Below are 15,097 nucleotides of genomic sequence, written 5' to 3'. Positions count from 1 at the left end.
CGACGCATGCACGTCTTATTATGCCTACAGCATTGCGCATGCCGCATCCGGCGATTTTTATCGCTTACCCTAAGTCTGCCATCAACACTTTGGATTTACGCTGGTAGTTGTACAACTGCTTTTTGCTCTCGGGCAGTAAGTCAATATCCACCGGGGTAAATCCACGTTCCTGGAACCAGTGAATACTGCGCGTGGTCAGCACAAACAATTTGCTTAAGCCGCTCTGCTTTGCCTGAGCGGCAATGCGTTCCAGCAAAACCTCGCCCCTTGATGAACTGCGGTAATCCGGGTGAACTGCCACACAGGCCATTTCCCCAATCTTCTCCTCCGGGAACGGATAGAGTGCTGCGCAGGCAATAGTCGTGTTATCGCGCTGAATAATGGTGAATTTGTCGATTTCCATCTCCAGTTGCTCGCGAGAACGGCGCACCAGAATACCTTGCTGCTCCAGCGGGCGAATCAATTCCAGAATACCGCCAATATCGTTGATTGTTGCGCGACGAATCTGCTCGGCGCTTTCCATCACAATCTGCGTACCGATACCGTCGCGTGAGAACAACTCTTGCAACAGCGCGCCGTTTTCCTGATAACTGATTAAATGACAGCGACGCACGCCGCTGCGGCAGGCTTTCACTGCGCCACGTAAAAAGCGCACCGTACCGGAGTTGTAATCGCCTTTCTCTTCCTGGGCTTCTACCCGCGCTTGCGCTTCGTTAGGGAAAAGTTCAGAGACAATATCACCGTTGTCATTAGTGACGCCCTGTGAAGAGCAAAAACCAATCATCTTTTCCGCTTTCAGTTTGATGGCCAGTTGAGTGGCAATCTCTTCTGAGGTCAGATTAAAGCTCTCGCCAGTGACCGAAACAGCGACCGGCCCCAGCAGCACAATCGCACCGCTATCCAGCTGACGATGAATCGCTTCTTCATCAATTCGCCGGATGCGCCCGCTGTGGCAGTAATCCACGCCATCATCCACGCCTAGCGGCTGGGCAATAATAAAATTTCCACTGACGACGTTAATATGTGCGCCCTGCAGCGGCGTGTTATTGAGACTCATCGACAGGCGAGCAGTAATGTCCAGTTGCAATGTTCCCGCAGCCTGCTTCACCAGTTCCAGCGTTTTGGCGTCGGTCACACGTATATTCTTGTGATACTGCGGTTCGTGGTGATGCGCAGCCAGATTCGCATCGATCTGCGGACGCGCGCCATAGACCACGACCAGACGGATGCCGAGGCTGTGCAACAACCCGATATCATTAACGATACTGGAGAAATTCTCATGCTCAATGGCTTCACCGCCGAGCATGATGACAAACGTTTTTCCCCGGTGGGTGTTGATATAAGGAACCGAATGGCGGAATCCTTCGACCAGCTCGGTTTTACGTTCCTTCACCACGGTACACCTCTTTGCATTATTATTCGAAATTATTGTATTTTTATTCTGTTTTTGGGCTGGGCGCAAGTGCAAATTTTACGCATGAGCAACTTTTTTATCAGTAATGCCGTGAATATAAAAAGAATGTTTACCGTTTATTAGATGACATATTATGCGTCTTTCGCTAAAGTTTCCGGTCAAATTAGTCGTTTATTTGTCACACAGCTTAGATTTTTGGCTCGGGAGAGGCATGTCAGGATCCAACACTGCAATCAGCCGCCGTCGTTTACTGCAAGGCGCGGGTGCCATGTGGCTATTGAGCGTAAGTCAGGTCAGTCTGGCTGCGGTCAGCCAGGTCGTGGCGGTGCGCGTCTGGCCGGCTTCCAGCTATACCCGTGTGACGGTAGAATCAAATCGTCAGCTGAAATATAAGCAGTTCGCGTTGAGTAACCCTGAACGCGTGGTGGTGGATATCGAAGATGTCAACCTGAACTCGGTGCTCAAGGGGATGGCGGCACAAATTCGTGCTGACGACCCGTTCATCAAGTCGGCGCGCGTCGGGCAATTTGACCCGCAAACCGTGCGGATGGTTTTTGAGTTAAAGCAAAACGTAAAACCGCAACTGTTTGCCCTTGCGCCGGTCGCCGGGTTTAAAGAGCGTCTGGTGATGGACCTCTATCCGGCCAATGCGCAGGATATGCAGGACCCGTTGCTGGCGCTGCTGGAAGATTACAACAAAGGCGACCTCGAGAAGCAGGTGCCGCCAGCACAAAGTGGTCCACAACCGGGTAAAGCAGGTCGCGATCGCCCGATAGTCATCATGCTTGATCCTGGCCACGGCGGCGAAGACTCCGGTGCGGTGGGGAAATACAAAACACGTGAAAAAGACGTGGTATTGCAAATTGCCCGCCGTCTGCGCTCTCTGATCGAGAAAGAGGGCAATATGAAGGTATACATGACGCGCAATGAAGACATCTTCATTCCGTTGCAAGTGCGTGTAGCAAAAGCACAGAAACAGCGTGCTGACTTGTTTGTCTCTATTCATGCCGACGCCTTTACCAGTCGCCAGCCGAGCGGTTCCTCAGTGTTTGCGCTCTCTACCAAAGGTGCAACCAGTACCGCAGCAAAATATCTGGCGCAAACCCAGAACGCCTCGGACTTGATTGGTGGCGTGAGCAAAAGCGGCGACCGCTATGTCGACCACACCATGTTTGATATGGTGCAGTCGTTGACCATTGCGGACAGCCTGAAATTTGGTAAAGCGGTACTGAATAAGCTCAGTAAAATCAACAAACTGCATAAAAATCAGGTTGAACAGGCTGGGTTTGCTGTACTAAAGGCACCAGATATTCCCTCCATTCTGGTCGAAACGGCGTTTATCAGTAACGTTGAGGAAGAGCGCAAACTGAAAACGGCGACTTTCCAGCAGGAAGTTGCTGAGTCGATTCTGGCAGGGATAAAAGCCTATTTCGCCGACGGCGCGACGCTGGCAAGGCGAGGGTAACGCAACAGGAAAGGTCAATGGCTCTACTGAAGAGTGCGCATGGTGGCAACATCCGCGAGGCCGCTGCGCTATTGGGTATCTCTGCGGAACAGCTATTGGATTTTAGCGCCAATATTAATCCGCTCGGGATGCCGGAAAGTTTAAAACGCGCCATCATCGATAATATGGACTGCGCCGAACGTTATCCTGACGTTGAGTATCAGCAACTGCACCTTGCGCTGGCCGAACACCACCAAATTCCTGCGTCCTGGATCCTCGCCGGGAATGGCGAAACCGAAGCGATCTTTACGCTCGTTCAGGGTCTGAAGCCCCGTCAGGCGATGATCGTTATTCCCGGTTTCGCCGAGTATCGCCGGGCGCTGCAATCGGTCGACTGCGCGGTGCGGGAGTTTCTTCTGCGTGAGGAGGATGGCTGGCAGCTCACCGGGGCCATTCTCGACGCCCTGACGCCGGATCTGGACTGTTTATTTCTCTGTACGCCGAACAACCCTACCGGCCTGCTACCCGACCGCCGTTTGCTGGAGATGATTGCGGAGCGCTGTCAGGCACTGGAAATCGCCTTGGTTCTCGATGAAGCGTTTATCGATTTTATTCCTGATGAGTCGGGGTTTATCCCACTTCTGCGCGATAACCCGCACGTGTGGGTGCTGCGTTCGCTGACCAAATTTTATGCCATTCCCGGCCTGCGTCTGGGGTATCTGGTGAATGGTGATGAACGGGCGGTGGCGCGAATGCGCGAGCGTCAGATGCCATGGTCGATTAACGCCTTTGCCGCGCTGGCGGGGGAGATTATTCTTCAGGATAGCGCTTATCAGCAGAAAACCTGGCGGTGGCTGGAGGAAGAAGGGCAGCGATTTTACCATCAACTGCGCCATATTCCCGGTCTGACGGTCTATCCTGGTCAGGCAAACTATCTGTTTTTACGCTGCGACGTGCCGGACCTTGATCTGCAATACGCTATGCTGCAACAGCATATACTGATCCGCAGCTGCGCCAACTATCCGGGGCTCGACGGGCGCTACTTCCGCGTTGCCATTCGCAGCCAGCAGGAAAATACGCAGCTGCTGGCGGCTTTCAGGCAGGTATTTAGCGGGTAGATGCTCTAAGAACTGTGGGTTTTCCCGGTGGCGCTGCGCTGACCGGGCTACGGTTTTACAGCCGTCTACGGACCGGTAGCCCGGACAGGCGCGTCGAGCGCCGCCTCCGGGAAATAGACAGGTAGCCCGGACAGGCACGTCGAGCGCCGCCTCCGGGAAATAGACAGGTAGCCCGGACAGGCGCGTTGAGCGCCGCCTCCGGGAAATAGACAGGTAGCCCGGACAGGCGTGTTGAGCGCCGCCTCCGGGAAATAGACAGGTAGCCCGGACAGGCGTGTTGAGCGCCGCCTCCGGGAAATAAACAGGTAGCCCGGACAGGCGCGTTGAGCGCCGCCTCCGGGAAATAGACAGGTAGCCCGGACAGGCGCGTCGAGCGCCGCCTCCGGGAAATAGACAGGTAGCCCGGACAGGCGCGTCGAGCGCCGCCTCCGGGAAATAAACAGGTAGCCCGGACAGGCGCGTCGAGCGCCGCCTCCGGGAAATAGACCGGTAGCCCGGACAGGCGCGTTGAGCGCCGCCTCCGGGAAATAGGGCAACAGGAGAGTGGCGGCGTTAGCGCAGTTCGACGCCGCCCTGCACCATGCGCAGCAGGTGCTGCTCAGGCCAGGATTCGGTAAGCCGCTTCTCTTCCAGCCGTCGCTGCAAATATTCAATATCGTGACGTTCGCGGTCGAGCATCAAGCCGACTACGCTGCCGCTGTGCGCCACGTTAATGCCGTATAAATCGCACTCTTCAACCAGCGCCAGCAGCGCATCAAACCCCGGTTTCGGCAGCAGGTGCTGGCTGGCGATGGCGCTGAGCGTTGCCGCTTCACCCATCCGTCGCGGATTATCCGTCTCACAGGCCTGTTGAATTTTTTCCCATGCCTGTTGCAGGACGGCAGAATGAGCGAGCAGCTTTTCAAGTCGGGGAAGGCGGTGATAATCAGTGGTCAGTAGCGTTTCCGGGCTTTCAAGCACCAGCAGATCGAGTTTAGGCTGAGAATGGCAGGCTATTTGCGTTTCGGCGGTGTTGTGATCGAACAGCGTAAGCTGACGAAAGAGGGTGCTGTCGGTGGGTTCCAGTGAAACACAAAGCTGGGCGAGGGTCGTTTCATCCAGCGGGTGACCAAGATGATGCGCGGTAGCTACCGCCGTTGCGGCGATATCCGCAGTGCTGCTGGCCATACCTTTCGCGACCGGAATGGTAGAATAAATATCGATGCGAATCTCTTTACTCAGATCTGGTGGATAGCGCCAGTAGTTCAGTAGTTTGTCGACCATTGCCCGAGAAAGCGGACGCTCATCCGTACGAGGAGAACCATAGTCCACCTCGACGGTGCTGTACCAGTCAACGGGGCAGGAGACCAGCTTCTCGCTGCCGAGGATCCAGCCCTGGATGAGTTCGCCACAGGAGGCGGGGCATTGCGCAACAGCCACGTTTATTACCCTTTGCTCAGATTGCCAGGGCGCATAGTGTCATGCCGATCCCGCTATTTCCATGATTCACCGCAATTTGCCGGGCGGTGAACTCAGGCTGAAACGGTTAACGTCTGCGCTTCGGGAAGCGCGAGGCGCATAACGTCGCGGGCAATCATCAGCTCTTCATTGGTATTAATGACCGCCACTTTGACTATCGCGTTCTCGCTCTGAATAAAGGTGGCGTTATGCTGGTTTTTCTCTTCATCGACCGATAGCCCGAGAAAATTCAGGTTGTGGCAGATAGCGCTCCTTGCGCGGGCCGAGTTTTCACCAATGCCGCCGGTAAAGATCAGCGCGTCCAGACCGCCCATCTGCATAATGTAGCTGCCGATGGTGGCGCGAATGCGCTCGGCAAACAAGGTGAGCGCCAGGGTAGCTCGCTGATTGCCGCCATCAGAAGCCTGTTCGACATCGCGATAATCATGCGAGACACCGGAAACCCCAAGCAAGCCGGATTCGTTGTTCAATAACTGATTAAGCTGCTCCGGCGTTTTCCCTTCATGCTGCGCCAGCCACGGCAGAATCGACGGGTCGATATCGCCACTGCGGGTACCCATCATCACGCCGGACTGCGGCGTAAAGCCCATCGACGTATTCACCGAACGCCCGCCTTTGATCGCGCAAACGCTGCTGCCGTTGCCGAGATGGCAGCACACCACGCGCAGCGCACTCAGCGGTACGCCGAGCTTTTCTGCCAGCGTCGCGCTGACGTACTTATGACTGGTGCCGTGGAAGCCGTAGCGGCGAATGCCCAGTTCGCTGTAGTAGCGCCAGGGCAGCGGATAGAGAAACGCGCACTCGTCCAGCGTCTGGTGAAAAGCGGTATCAAATACCGCGACCGATGGCGCATCGGGCAACAGCTGACGGAACACTTTGATCCCTAGAGCATTCACTGGGTTATGCAGCGGGGCCAGTTCAGCCAGACGCTCAATTTCCGCTAAGGTTTCATCGGTAACCAGCGTTGAATCTTTAAAGCGCTCCCCACCGTGCGCCACGCGGTGACCGACGCCGTCGATATCCTGCAAACTGTTAATAATGCGATAGCCAAGAAGCTTTTCCAGCAGCAGAGTAACGGCTTCGCGATGATCGGCGATCGGCGCCGACTCCTGCCATTTTTGCGCAGGCGTTTTAATAGTGACCTAGGCGTTTGCCATACCGATACGTTCAATCAGCCCCTGGCAGAGCATGTCGCCCTGCGGCATTTCCAGTAGCTGAAATTTCAATGATGAGCTGCCGGCGTTAATGGCCATTATTTTGTAAGACATAAAGGTTCCTTCGAATTCAGAAAATCCAGCACGGCGTCGAGACCCGAGTTATTCAACGCGCTGGTAATAAAAATCTGCTCTGCGCCAGCCTGCGTAAGCCATTCCGCGACCAGCGAAATACGCTGCTGGTTGGCGAGATCGGCTTTGGTAACCAGACCAATCGTCGGGCGGTTCATCGGGGCGGTAAACCCTGGAGAAAAGGGGGACCACTGGGCGTCGGCATTTAACACCAGGCCGATAACGTCGGCCTCGCAGGCGCTGGTTAGCAGGGCGCTGTACAGGCAGCGGTTCTCCAGGTATTCGCCCGGCGTGTCGATGGCCATCGGCGACCATTCAATGGCCTGGGTTTTCTTATAATGGAGCGCTTCGCCGCGCAGGCTTTGAGTCAGCGAGGTTTTCCCGCACTGGCTGGGGCCGATAAACATCAAACGCTTCATGACGTTACGTCCGGGTGATTGAGCAGGTGGTGAACTGCATCATCTCGCCCAGCGTACGCGTCACCTGCTTGAGGGCATATTCCACAGCAGAAACGTCGCCGGTCAGCACCACGGCACCGGTAAATCGGTCAAGAAAACCAATCTCTACCGCGCCGGATTTAGTAGCGATATCGCAGGCGATAATCGACGCTTCGCTCGGCGTGATGGTAAGGATGCCAATCGCGGAGACCACATCCGGCAGGCCCAGCTTCTTAAATAAATCTTTCCCTGGATTGGCAATCAGGTGCGCGAGGGTGACCTGTTTCCCTGGAACATATTCCTGAATCATGCGATCCGTTGTCGGTTGCCTTTCCATTATCCCTCCACCATCTGTCGCCACATGGCCTCATGCGGGCGCGGGATCACCGAGCGGTAAACCAGCAACCCTTTCTCGCCCGCGCTTTCGCTGGCAACCGTCACCGCGTTATTGACGTCAGAAACGTCGCCCGCCACCACCATGTAGCATTTACCGCCGATGCCGAAGGCCATATGCACCCGCACCAGGGTGACGTTTGAGCCTTTCACCGCCCGGTCTGCGGCGCTAATGCAGGCCGCCACGCTCCAGGTTTCGACGATACCGACCGCCTGGCGTTTTTCGACACTGTTCAGGCCGCTGATGGCCGGAAGTACGCTGGGGTGAATATTCGCCAGCACCAGGCTGTCGACGAGCATCTCGCCCGCCAGCGACGTACCGGTTTCAATGGCCTGCTGGATAGCGCCGATATCGCCGCCCAGCATCAGTAAAAACTTACCTGGGCAGATGGTCTTGCTGACCAGTAGATCGACGTTGGCGCTTTTCAGCATGGCATCACCAAGCTCCATGCCTTTGGCGATGCTGGTGAGTTCTAAAATTCCTATAGCCTGAGACATGGTTAACCTCTTACAACCGTGATGGCCTGTTCGCTGATGGCCGCTACAACGCCGTCGATGCTGGCGTGAATCGGCGCGCCTAATGCACCTGCCGGGACATCGGCAACGCATTGCCCGCGCGTCACGCGCTCGCCGACGGCAACAGTCGGTACTGCGCTGGCACCAATATGCTGGCGCAGCTGTAAAGTGACTTTTTCTACTGATGGCTCTTCTTCAACCAACGGTGCTTCCTGGTACCTGGGGCTTAGTCCCAGTTTGGCGATCAGCCGCTTCACCGGCACCAGGCGATATTTCGCCATTTCGTCGGCCGGATTCAGCGGCCCTTCATAGCGCTGGTTTTGTGCCCGCAGCTCGCGTTTTAACATGCGGTTGATGCGCATCGGCGAGATCCCCACCGGGCAGGCCACGCTTTCGCAAACGTTGCATTCTGAACAGGTAAGGGCGCTCAGCAGCAGCTGCGGCGTGGCGGCCTGGTGAAAGTTCACTGCCCGCACCAGCAGGTGCGGAGAGAGTTCGTGGCCGATCAGGTGTCGCGGACAGAGATCGGTACATAGCCGGCACTGCTCACAGACGGTACGCGCGACGGAAAGCACCGTGCGCTCGTCCTGCATTCTCCGCTGGATAAGCGGATGGCTTTTGGGGAGCACCAGCAGGCCGCCGGTCGTTTTGGTCACCGGGTTATCAAGAGAGGTAATCAGGCCACCCATCATCGGGCCGCCGTTAATAAAACCAGGGTCGTCGACCGTTGCGCCGCCCGCCAGTGCCAGCACTTCACGCAGTGACATGCCGACAGGAACGGTAACGGTCAGCGGTCGGGCGACCGCGCCGTTAATGGTCAACGTGCGACGAGTGACCGGAAACTGCTGCTCGACCGCTCGGGCAATATTCAGCACCGTTTGTACGTTATTGACGACCACGCCGACGCTGGCGGGTAGCGCGGCTGGGGCGACCCGGCGACCAGTTGCCATCCAGATGGTCAGCACCTCATCACCTGCCGGATAAACATCCGGCAGGATATGCAGACGGATACCGGCAGGCAGCAGCGGGGTTAATGCTTCAATAGCCCGGTGATACTTCTCTTTAAGGGCAATGATCCCTTCGCGCGCGCCGGTTGCTGTCATCGCATATTGCACGCCGCGTACCAGGCGTGCGGCCTGCTGCCACATTAACTGCTGGTCAACCTTGAGCATTGGTTCGCATTCGGCGGCGTTCACCAGAAAGATCTCCACTTGTGCCTGGAGTTTGATGTGAGCGGGAAAGCCTGCGCCACCTGCGCCGACGACGCCCGCTGCGCGAACGCGCTCACGAATTTCATCAGCGCTATGAGACATTTCAACGGCGTTGACGGCGGTACTCATAGCAGTTCCTCCAGCAGTTCCCGAATGGCTTCGGCATTAGCCGGACGCGGGTTAGTGCGCAGCGTAACGTCAGCCAGCGCAGCCTGCACCATTGCTGGAATGCGCGCGGAAAAGTTGGATTTTCCTTCTTTAAGCGCAACGGCCAGTGAGGGAAGAGCGCAGCGTTGCTTAAGCCGTTCGATTTGCTGAATCAGCGCATTGATCGCCGTAACGTCATTAGCTTCTGCCGGACAAAAGCCGCAGGTTTTGGCCATTCGTGTATAACGTTTGGCGGCGCGAGGATCTCCAGCGTTAAAGCGGATCACAGAGGTAAGCAGTAGCGCGTTGGCGAGACCATGCGGCAGATGAAACTGCCCACCAAGCTGATGAGCGATGGCGTGGTTAAGCCCCAATCCCGCCTGACTGAAGGCCATCCCCGCCAGCGTTGAAGCGTTGTGCATTTTCCCGCGCGTCGCTACACAGTCACCTTTTTCCACCGCCGTGGGCAGATACTGGAACACCAGTTTGGCTGCTTTTTCTGCCAGCGCGTCGGTAAAGTCACTGGCGTGCGGTGACACCCACGCTTCCAGGGCGTGAGTCAGGACGTCCATGCCGGTGTTGGCGGTAATCTGCGGCGGCACGCTGACCACCAGCTCCGGGTCAAGGATCGCCATATCCGGATATAGCGCATTGTTGAACAGCGGGTACTTAATACCTTTATCCGGGTCGCTAATTACGCAGGCGCTGGTCACTTCCGAACCGGTGCCGCTGGTGGTCGGGATCGCCACGCAGGTTTCGATGTTGATCCCGCTCTGCTGGCTAAACCAGACAATCGCTTTCGCCGCGTCCATTGCCGAGCCGCCGCCAAAACCAATTACCACCTGCGGCTGCAGCGCCTGCATTTGCGCAATGCCCTGCACCACGGTATGGATGGTGGGGTCCGGCGTTATCTCGCTAAAGACGCTGATGCGGTTATCTGTGGGCAGCGCGTTACGCAGGGTATCCAGCAGCGGAGAGCGCGCCAGAAAACCATCGCAGATTATCCAGATGTGCTTATTGGTAAAGCGCTTGAGCACCGCCAGGCTGCCCTGACCGCTATACAACCGCGTTTGTAGTGAGAAGGTATTCATCGCGACCTCGGTTAGCGAATAGAAAAGCCGTTGGTCAGCACGCAGCGCCGGGAGCGGGCAAAAGTACGCGCTGACGTGGTCCCTTCACCGGTTGGCGTGGCGATAGTGAAGGTGGTAAAGCCTTCGCCGCCGACGCCGATCCCGGCATAAGAGGGGCCGTTTTTGACGAATATCGAGGTTTGCAGCGTGCGGGCTGCGAGGTTCAGGCGCGACACGTTCTGCGAGTGCATAATGGCGGTATGATGCAGCCCCTCTTCAACCTTCAGGGCCAGCGCCAGCGCGCTATCGAAATCGCTGACTTTCACCACCGGCAGCATTGGCATCAACTGTTCGCTGGTGACCCACGGATCGTCAGCGTTAACCAGCGCAATCAACAGACGCGGCGCTTTTGCAGGGACGGCGATCCCGGCGGCTTCCAGCATGGCCGATGGGCTCTTGCCGACCAGTTTTTTATTGGCCTGGCCTTCTGGCAGGCAGGCGGCGCGGAGTTTGTCGGTATCGGCAGGGCTTAGCAGCAGCGCACCGAAGGTTTGCATTTGCTGCACCAGACGCTCGGCGACGCTCTCCACTACGATCAGGCTCTTCTCGGCAATGCAGGGCAGGTTGTAATCAAATGACGCGCCGTTAATGATATCTTCTGCCGCTTTCACCAGGTCTGCCGTTTCATCGACGATGCAGGGCGGGTTACCCGCGCCAGCGCCAATCACCTTCTTACCGCTCTTCATGCCCATTGCCACAATGCCCGGGCCACCGGTAATGGCCAGTACTGCGATTCGCGGGTGGGCCATCATCTGCTGGGTCGCTTCGAAAGTCGGTTCAGCCACAGTCACCACCAGATTGCGGATGCCGCAGCAGCGGAAGGCAATCTCTTCAATCAGGCTAATCAGCTTCAGAGAGACCTTTTTCGCTCCCGGATGCGGACTAAAGTAGATACTGTTGCCTGCCGCCAACATGCTGATGCTGTTATTGATGATGGTTTCTGTTGGGTTGGTGCTTGGGGCGATCGAACCGATGACGCCAAACGGCGAATATTCAAAGAGCACCATGCCGCCGTCACCGGTCAGCGCGGTGGTGGTGAGGTCTTCTACACCCGGCGTGTTGTCCAGCGCAGCCTTGTTTTTGAGGAATTTATCTTCTTTGTTGCCCATTCCCGTTTCATTGGCGCTCTCCTCTGCCAGAGCCGCCAGCAGTGGCGCCAGCTCCTGACGCATCGCGCTGATGATAGCGCTGCGGGTTTTCAGCGGGCACTGCTGATAACGTAAGAACGCCTGATGCGCGGCGTCGATGGCCTCGCTCACGGACTGAAAAATCCCTTTGCTCTGAGGCTGGCTCGGCGTTTGCGCTGGTGTTAATTGTTCACGAAGAATGGTACGAATCAGGGTTTCGAGTTCAGAAGTATTCATTGATGAGTTCCCACGTTAATGGCCGCAATGGCGGTCTGTGCGATATCCATGTCCTGCTCAACGCTGCCGCCGCTGATGCCAAGACCCCCAATTAATAAGCCGTCGCGCCACAGGGCGTAACCGCCGCCAAAGGTGACTACTTTTCCCTGTAAATGACTTTCCAGGCCATAAAGCGCCGCGCCCGGCTGAACGACATCGCTCAGCTCATGGGTCGCCGTTTTCATCGCAACAGCGGTCCATGCCTTTTTCGGCGCCAGTTCGCTGCTGACCAGCAGGGCGTCCGGCATCCGCCAGGTCACAGTTTCCGTACCGTGCGCGTCAACGATGCTGACGACAACCGAAACCTGAAGCTGCTGCGCGCGTTCAACGGCGGCGCGGGTGAGCTGGTGCAGATCGTGGAATGAGAGGGCCACGGGCGTTGTCTCCTTGCTGCGGATCGGCTGGCTGGCAGCCAGATAGCGCTTGCTAACTTCACGGATGATGTTGGCCTGGTGCGCATCGCTATCTTCCGCACGGGCCAGGGCGTACAGGCAGTCTGATAAACGGTTGATGTAGCGCATCAGCACCTGGCGTACGTTGACCTCAGTTGCCAGTTCAAACAGACGGCGTTCGGCGCGGCGTGCCAGCGTGCGGGCAAAATGTAAGCGGCTCGCGGCTTCGCAGCGTCCGGGTAAAATAAAGCTGTGCAGCGGTTCGACGCGGGCCATTGCCCGATCGATAGCGGCCTCCAGGGCCGAAATCTCTTCGCTGCTGATGTAGCGCTGTTTGGGCGACGGCTGCTCGCTGTCGCTGGCCAGCTCTGCGCTAAACCAAAAAAGTTGCTGCTGGATGGCCTCGAGTAAGGTGCGGTGATTTTCATCCGCAGCCGCACAGGCGCACAGGCTCAGCGCGGCGTTCAGCTCATCCAGCGTGCCGTAGGCTTCAACCCGCGGGTGCGTTTTGCTCACCCGCTGGCCGGTAAACAGTGATGTGGTGCCAGCGTCACCTGTTCGGGTATAAATCGCCATAACCGTCCCTTAACGCGAAAGCGTATCTACAATGCCGACAACGGCGAGGTCGATGGCCTCATTTGGGCCGGAAAAAACGTGCCTGGCGCTGGAGCCACTGCTGAGCAAAACCAGTTCGCCGACACCCGCACCGACGGAGTCCACGGCCACTTCATCGCCGGAGGTGGGCGAGGCGGGGAGTTCGCCATCGGCGCTGACCCGACGCACCAGCAGCAGCTTTTTCCCAATCAAAGAAGGTGATTTTTGCGTGGAGACAACCGCGCCCGTGACTCGTGCCAGATGCATGATTTACTCCTGCTTAATTAATTGAATATTCCGCGCATTGGCCACGTCACGTGCCATGGCGGTTACGATGCATTTGCGATGGACAACCACACACCCCCGGCTTAGCTGCGCGACATCGCGATAGCTCAGCACCGAACCCGCATGCAAAACCAGCGGCAGTCCGTGCTCGTCGGTGAATACCAGCGGCAGACGAGCCAGTTTTTTTACCGGGATAACCGGCAGCAGTTGGCTGTGCAGGCTGAGTTGTACGCGGATGCCAAACGCCAGCGCGTCGTGAATTTTCCGGGCGGCGGCATCGTCGGTTTCTGCATCCGCAAGCTGACCCAGCAGCGGCAGGTCGACGAGCAGGATGCGCAGCGATGCGTGCTGACAGAACAGGCTTCGGCTGTTCGCTTCACGCAACTGCGCAACGTTCAGCGTCGCCGTGCTGTGGGCGCGACGCTGAAGTCGGGAGACAATCTCCTCAACAATGCGCTGCAGAATTTCGCCGTTCATCGTGGGGCCACCAGCCGGGCAAAGGCCTGCGGGTTATCGGCACCAGCGGCGTTGGCTTCATCGGTATCAATGTGCATTTCGAGGCGCATGTCCGGTGAAACGCGAATCGCCACGTTGTTGAAAATCAGCTCGCGATCGTCGCCTTCAATCGCCACTGAAACCATATCACCGTGGGAAACCCGCAGGATCAGCGCATCAAGCGGCGACATATGGATATGCCGCTGCGCGACGATAACCCCGGAAGGTAGCTCCAGTTCGGCAAAGGGGCTGACCAGGCGGATGCCCGGCGTGCCCTTCAGGTTGCCGGACATTCTCAGCGGCGCGGCAATCCCCAGCGTTCTCGCATCGGTACGCGAAATTTCCACCTGGCTTACCGAGCGCAGCGGGCCGAGCAGGCGCACATTTTTGAGCTGTCCTTTTGGTCCCACCAGGGTGACGGTTTGCTCCGCGGCGTATTGTCCCGGCTGCAGCAGCGCTTTTTTCTCGCTGATGGGATGGCCGGGAAATAGTCGCTCATAATCCTGTGCGGACAGGTGGATATGACGGTTTGAGACGCCCAGCGGGATAGGCCGCAGGCGCATCTCATTAAGAACTTTACTGACCGTTGATTGCAGAAGCTGTTTATCCATTACGCTTCACCTCGCTTACCAGGATGAATGCAAAGCGCACGAGGTTCGCCCTTCTGGCGAGGACATTTTGGATCCAGACACAGGTTGCAACTGACCAGTTCTGATTCCTGCGGGGCCTCTTCTGATGGCGCTTCAGAAACGACATCCGCTATCTCTGACTCTTCAGGTTCAGGTTCAATGACGGAGGGGGGAATTTCTGCGAGCAGGATACCTTCTCCGGGCCTGGCGATAACCTTGTGGGCCACCAGGCCATTCCGCTGTTCGGCGAAATGTGCACCGGTGGTGATAGCCGCCTGAACGGAGGCCACATCACCGGTAATTTTAATCACCATCCAGCCTGAACCATTGGTCTTTTCGAGGGCGAGCAGCGTGATAGAAGCGGATTTCGCCATGATATCGGCGCAGCTGATAGCCAGTGCCAGACCACAAACTTCAAGTAATCCCAGTGATTGCTTCACGCGGTGCTCCTTATTTGCCATCGATTAGGCTGATTTCGGTAAAATGGCCTCAACATCACTGTGCGGACGCGGGATAACGTGGCAGGATTTCACTTCACCCACGACGCTTGCCGCCGCGCTGCCGGCATCTACGGCTGCTTTAACCGCGCCGACATCGCCGCGAACCATGACGGTAACCAGGCCAGAACCAATTTTTTCGTAGCCTACCAACTGTACGTTGGCTGATTTAACCATTGCATCGGCGGCTTCAATGGCGCCGACCAGCCCTTTTGTTTCAACCAGTCCCAGTGCGTTATTCATACTGC

At 57.0% G+C, this 15,097-nt stretch carries 16 protein-coding genes and 1 pseudogene; 2 read left to right on the top strand and 15 right to left on the bottom strand.

The window, feature by feature from the left end; genetic code table 11:
• Positions 1–64: 64 nt before the first annotated feature.
• The gene (gene argA / locus A7090_RS10845; RefSeq protein ID WP_105274041.1) at positions 65–1,396 is read right to left on the bottom strand and encodes an amino-acid N-acetyltransferase; all 1,332 of its coding nucleotides are present in this window, start codon (positions 1,394–1,396) and stop codon (positions 65–67) included.
• 229 nt (positions 1,397–1,625) lie between these two features.
• Here argA and amiC point away from each other — a divergent pair, with 229 nt between their 5' ends.
• A complete protein-coding gene (amiC, locus tag A7090_RS10835) occupies positions 1,626–2,879 on the top strand; it encodes an N-acetylmuramoyl-L-alanine amidase AmiC (protein ID WP_040092324.1) in 1,254 nt (417 codons plus the stop codon).
• 17 nt (positions 2,880–2,896) lie between these two features.
• Complete coding sequence (gene cobD / locus A7090_RS10830; protein WP_105274039.1) at positions 2,897–3,976, top strand: threonine-phosphate decarboxylase CobD; 1,080 nt, start codon at positions 2,897–2,899, stop codon at positions 3,974–3,976.
• Between the two features lie 552 nt (positions 3,977–4,528).
• On the opposite strand, the gene A7090_RS10825 is transcribed toward cobD, so the two are convergent.
• From A7090_RS10825 to pduJ, 14 genes and pseudogenes are all read right to left on the bottom strand, one after another.
• The gene (locus A7090_RS10825; protein ID WP_105274038.1) at positions 4,529–5,395 is read right to left on the bottom strand and encodes a GHMP family kinase ATP-binding protein; all 867 of its coding nucleotides are present in this window, start codon (positions 5,393–5,395) and stop codon (positions 4,529–4,531) included.
• Between the two features lie 92 nt (positions 5,396–5,487).
• Positions 5,488–6,702 (bottom strand): annotated as a pseudogene (locus A7090_RS10820) (acetate/propionate family kinase).
• Entirely contained in the window at positions 6,687–7,139 is a 453-nt protein-coding gene (pduV, locus tag A7090_RS10815) for a propanediol utilization protein PduV (RefSeq protein ID WP_105274037.1), read from the bottom strand. Before pduV ends, A7090_RS10820 begins: the two are co-directional and overlap by 16 nt.
• A 4-nt stretch (positions 7,140–7,143) precedes the next feature.
• Positions 7,144–7,494 carry a propanediol utilization microcompartment protein PduU gene (gene pduU, locus A7090_RS10810; protein WP_105274036.1) on the bottom strand — a complete coding sequence of 117 codons (351 nt, stop codon included), beginning with the start codon at positions 7,492–7,494 and terminating at the stop codon, positions 7,144–7,146.
• A complete protein-coding gene (gene pduT / locus A7090_RS10805; protein ID WP_105274035.1) occupies positions 7,494–8,048 on the bottom strand; it encodes a propanediol utilization microcompartment protein PduT in 555 nt (184 codons plus the stop codon). Before pduT ends, pduU begins: the two co-directional genes overlap by 1 nt.
• A gap of 2 nt (positions 8,049–8,050) precedes the next feature.
• The gene (gene pduS, locus A7090_RS10800; protein ID WP_105274034.1) at positions 8,051–9,406 is read right to left on the bottom strand and encodes a cobalamin reductase PduS; all 1,356 of its coding nucleotides are present in this window, start codon (positions 9,404–9,406) and stop codon (positions 8,051–8,053) included.
• Positions 9,403–10,515 carry a 1-propanol dehydrogenase PduQ gene (pduQ, locus tag A7090_RS10795; protein ID WP_105274033.1) on the bottom strand — a complete coding sequence of 371 codons (1,113 nt, stop codon included), beginning with the start codon at positions 10,513–10,515 and terminating at the stop codon, positions 9,403–9,405. Before pduQ ends, pduS begins: the two co-directional genes overlap by 4 nt.
• A gap of 11 nt (positions 10,516–10,526) precedes the next feature.
• Positions 10,527–11,918, bottom strand: coding sequence for a CoA-acylating propionaldehyde dehydrogenase PduP (gene pduP / locus A7090_RS10790; RefSeq protein ID WP_105274032.1), 1,392 nt, complete (start codon positions 11,916–11,918; stop codon positions 10,527–10,529).
• Positions 11,915–12,925: a two-domain cob(I)yrinic acid a,c-diamide adenosyltransferase PduO gene (gene pduO, locus A7090_RS10785; RefSeq protein ID WP_105274031.1), complete on the bottom strand. Its 1,011-nt coding sequence runs from the start codon at positions 12,923–12,925 to the stop codon at positions 11,915–11,917. Before pduO ends, pduP begins: the two co-directional genes overlap by 4 nt.
• A gap of 9 nt (positions 12,926–12,934) precedes the next feature.
• Entirely contained in the window at positions 12,935–13,210 is a 276-nt protein-coding gene (gene pduN, locus A7090_RS10780; RefSeq protein WP_095098816.1) for a propanediol utilization microcompartment protein PduN, read from the bottom strand.
• Between the two features lie 3 nt (positions 13,211–13,213).
• A complete protein-coding gene (pduM, locus tag A7090_RS10775; protein WP_105274030.1) occupies positions 13,214–13,705 on the bottom strand; it encodes a microcompartment protein PduM in 492 nt (163 codons plus the stop codon).
• Positions 13,702–14,334, bottom strand: coding sequence for a phosphate propanoyltransferase (locus A7090_RS10770; RefSeq protein WP_105274029.1), 633 nt, complete (start codon positions 14,332–14,334; stop codon positions 13,702–13,704). Before A7090_RS10770 ends, pduM begins: the two co-directional genes overlap by 4 nt.
• On the bottom strand, positions 14,334–14,813 hold the full coding sequence (gene pduK / locus A7090_RS10765) for a propanediol utilization microcompartment protein PduK (RefSeq protein ID WP_105274028.1): 480 nt from the start codon (positions 14,811–14,813) through the stop codon (positions 14,334–14,336). The genes A7090_RS10770 and pduK overlap by 1 nt, the downstream gene beginning before the upstream one ends.
• Positions 14,814–14,816: 3 nt before the next feature.
• Positions 14,817–15,092: a propanediol utilization microcompartment protein PduJ gene (pduJ, locus tag A7090_RS10760; protein ID WP_001057755.1), complete on the bottom strand. Its 276-nt coding sequence runs from the start codon at positions 15,090–15,092 to the stop codon at positions 14,817–14,819.
• Positions 15,093–15,097 lie beyond the last annotated feature (5 nt).

This window comes from Escherichia sp. MOD1-EC7003 (assembly GCF_002965065.1).
GTDB lineage: Bacteria > Pseudomonadota > Gammaproteobacteria > Enterobacterales > Enterobacteriaceae > Escherichia.
The sequence above is the reverse complement of the archived record's forward strand: the minus strand, read 5'-3'. Positions and strand labels throughout refer to the sequence as shown.

Coding starts and splice junctions, on each gene's coding strand:
- pduO (WP_105274031.1), bottom strand. CDS start 12,925: ATGGCGATTTATACCCGAACAGGTGACGCTGGCACCACATCACTGTTT.
- amiC (WP_040092324.1), top strand. CDS start 1,626: ATGTCAGGATCCAACACTGCAATCAGCCGCCGTCGTTTACTGCAAGGC.
- A7090_RS10770 (WP_105274029.1), bottom strand. CDS start 14,334: ATGGATAAACAGCTTCTGCAATCAACGGTCAGTAAAGTTCTTAATGAG.
- cobD (WP_105274039.1), top strand. CDS start 2,897: ATGGCTCTACTGAAGAGTGCGCATGGTGGCAACATCCGCGAGGCCGCT.
- pduK (WP_105274028.1), bottom strand. CDS start 14,813: ATGGCAAATAAGGAGCACCGCGTGAAGCAATCACTGGGATTACTTGAA.
- pduP (WP_105274032.1), bottom strand. CDS start 11,918: ATGAATACTTCTGAACTCGAAACCCTGATTCGTACCATTCTTCGTGAA.
- pduJ (WP_001057755.1), bottom strand. CDS start 15,092: ATGAATAACGCACTGGGACTGGTTGAAACAAAAGGGCTGGTCGGCGCC.
- pduQ (WP_105274033.1), bottom strand. CDS start 10,515: ATGAATACCTTCTCACTACAAACGCGGTTGTATAGCGGTCAGGGCAGC.
- pduU (WP_105274036.1), bottom strand. CDS start 7,494: ATGGAAAGGCAACCGACAACGGATCGCATGATTCAGGAATATGTTCCA.
- pduM (WP_105274030.1), bottom strand. CDS start 13,705: ATGAACGGCGAAATTCTGCAGCGCATTGTTGAGGAGATTGTCTCCCGA.
- pduT (WP_105274035.1), bottom strand. CDS start 8,048: ATGTCTCAGGCTATAGGAATTTTAGAACTCACCAGCATCGCCAAAGGC.
- pduS (WP_105274034.1), bottom strand. CDS start 9,406: ATGAGTACCGCCGTCAACGCCGTTGAAATGTCTCATAGCGCTGATGAA.
- pduN (WP_095098816.1), bottom strand. CDS start 13,210: ATGCATCTGGCACGAGTCACGGGCGCGGTTGTCTCCACGCAAAAATCA.
- pduV (WP_105274037.1), bottom strand. CDS start 7,139: ATGAAGCGTTTGATGTTTATCGGCCCCAGCCAGTGCGGGAAAACCTCG.